The 2,267-nt window shown below is 57.7% G+C and carries 4 protein-coding genes and 1 pseudogene; 2 read left to right on the top strand and 3 right to left on the bottom strand.

Translation table 11 applies throughout. The annotated features are described in order from the left end of the window. Window positions 1–211 precede the first annotated feature (211 nt). Window positions 212–472 (bottom strand): type II toxin-antitoxin system TacA family antitoxin, encoded by a 261-nt coding sequence (locus AC1DUU_RS29955; RefSeq protein WP_476786950.1) that lies wholly within the window; start codon window positions 470–472, stop codon window positions 212–214. 404 nt (window positions 473–876) lie between these two features. Here AC1DUU_RS29955 and AC1DUU_RS29950 point away from each other — a divergent pair, with 404 nt between their 5' ends. Both AC1DUU_RS29950 and AC1DUU_RS29945 read left to right on the top strand, forming a co-directional pair. Next, window positions 877–1,173, top strand: coding sequence for a hypothetical protein (locus tag AC1DUU_RS29950; RefSeq protein WP_476786949.1), 297 nt, complete (start codon window positions 877–879; stop codon window positions 1,171–1,173). Window positions 1,174–1,327: 154 nt separating this feature from the next. Then, window positions 1,328–1,465, top strand: coding sequence for a hypothetical protein (locus tag AC1DUU_RS29945; protein WP_476786948.1), 138 nt, complete (start codon window positions 1,328–1,330; stop codon window positions 1,463–1,465). 33 nt (window positions 1,466–1,498) lie between these two features. Here AC1DUU_RS29945 and AC1DUU_RS29940 read toward each other — a convergent pair whose 3' ends face one another. Further along, window positions 1,499–2,011, bottom strand: coding sequence for a GNAT family N-acetyltransferase (locus AC1DUU_RS29940; protein WP_476786947.1), 513 nt, complete (start codon window positions 2,009–2,011; stop codon window positions 1,499–1,501). A 23-nt stretch (window positions 2,012–2,034) separates the two neighbouring features. After that, window positions 2,035–2,267: pseudogene (locus tag AC1DUU_RS29935) on the bottom strand (acyl-homoserine-lactone synthase); the annotation flags it as partial.

Here is a 2,267-nt window from a genome sequence, read left to right as displayed (position 1 = left end):
GGGCAGGATTCCGATGAGTCTTCCCACTGATTAGTCACTGTCACCTCGACTGTCGTCGCGGCCAGCATCGATGGTCGACGTTTGGCTGATGACAGCCGCGGGCGTGCCGCCGAAGAAGACCTGGGCCGGCGTCTCGAACCCCACACCACTTAAGACCTCAGTTTCGATTGCTATCAACGGTCAGCGGCTCAGGAACGGTGAGAGCGAAGGGTCAGCTTTTCGCGACGTAGTCTGGTTCCCAAGGGGCGGAACGCTTCGCCAGTTCGACCATCTCCGGCACCGAGGTCGCTGGCGCGGACAAAGCGGCCATGAACTCGACGAAGCCTTCCGGACTCATGCGGATCAGCCGGTTCTCCATCAGTACGTCTTCGGCGGCGCGCACAGCCGCATCGCGCACGAAATCCGTGCGCGACCGGCCGCGCAGACCAGCAGCGCGATCGATCATGGCAATGTCGACCTTGGGGAGGCGCATCGAGATCGGATGTTCCTTGCGTTTGACGTAAATGGCTATGTCACTCTCCTTGTTCAGGAGGCAGCTGATGGTAGTGCAAATTGCAATACAGCATAACATCAGGTTGCCAGTCGCTCCTCCTCTTTCGGTTCTCCCACCGGCCCGCGTAGTAGCGTCGCCCTAATGGAATGAGAAGGTTGGCCATGTGGTCCGATTTGTTCATTGCTGCCGTGCTGATCGTTTGTTTGCTTGCACGCTCGCTTTACGCCGCACACCAAGCCTTGTACGCCACGACCGTGCCAGCCGGTTGGACCGGCGCCGCTTGAGCATCGACTACCCGACCTCTACTCGTCGTAAGGGTTTATCCGCATCTTAACTAATGTATGCCATTGTTCCTGCATTGGTGTTCTGCGCAGGAGAGTAGAATGTCTGATCCTATTGACCAGGAAGAGCTTCCGAAGCCCAGCCTGCTTCAACGCAGCCGATCAATTGTCCGAGCGACAATGCCGTTCGCTTCGCCGGTCGTATCGATAGGATGTGCGATCGTAGTAGGATATTTCACCTACGTGGCCGCCAACCAAAAACCACCCGAAGACATGGCTTCACTGGCCATTTCAATCCTGAAATCGGGCGATGCATCACCGGAGATGCGCACCTGGGCGGCGGGCGTTCTCAGGTTCCAGACCGGCATTTCGATGCCTGCCAGAATTAACCCGCGATGAAAGCGACATAGGCGGCTGCCATGCCCGCCGCTAGGATAGTCAAAAGTCCTTCATGACGTGCTCGGCGCCGTCGATGACCACTGCGTCCGACATGGCGGGTTCTACGAATGGCACTGGGAAGATCATACGAAGCCCAACAGTCCAGTCAGAATGTTTGCCGGCCTTCTGTTACGCATCCGACAATGTGCAGGCCGCGATCGCCGATTTCGCCATCGCGCAGGGCGTCAAGAAGGCCTTCCTCCTGACCTCGCTGCCGCCAAGTCCCTCGCATGCCATCAAGACGTATGGCTAGGGCAAATAGCCATGCCGTACTGCCCTGTGTTTCTCATCGAGTACAGCATTTGGTGAGAATGGCGGCAATCGTTCCCAGCATGATCCTTTCGCAACCGATGCGTCCATCGAAGGTGGCGCCAGTCGGACGAAAGCCGCAGCTCTGGTAAAGGCTCGTCGCCGGTTCGTTTTCAACATTCACGGACAACATCAGTAGCGAAACCGCTGGGCGGTTCTCAGCCACCCATCGTGCTGCCGTTCGGACGGCGGCGGTTCCATAGCCCCGGCGTTGAAACTGTCTGCCGATGCGGAAATTGTGCAGCGTCATCACATCGGGCAACGCCCATGCGGGGAGTGCAGGCTCTTCTCGGAGAACGCAAAAGCCGATTGCACTGTCGTCGTGGGCCACAATGAAGGGATGAACGGCCTCCGGATGTGGGATGCTGCGCAGGCGGTCGAACAGCTCCCAAATGTCCCCACCAGAAAATTCCTGTTGGTCTTCGTCGAGGTATATCGCTGTAACGAATTGCTCGTCTGATAGTGGAACCTCTCGGAGATGTAACTCCATCTGCGGCGCCTTTGCCTATGGTCTTACGCTTTCAGGCCACGACCTGGCGGCGGTGCGCCTGGTGGAAAGAGCACCGGTCCTTCAATGCCATAAAAGCGTCTGGTACTTCCCAAAGCTTCTTGAGAGACCTCAATGAGGGCACCGACTGTCTCGCAGTCTTCGAGCTGCAACCTTTCGCCAAGAACCTCCACCGTCCAGCCGAGTGCTCTCAGTCGGTCTGGCCAGAACGCTTCGCACACGACGCTGATCTTTCGAA

It is taken from the genome of Aminobacter sp. P4_H6_2 (assembly GCF_056400805.1).
This window is presented reverse-complemented; position numbering and strand designations above follow the sequence as displayed.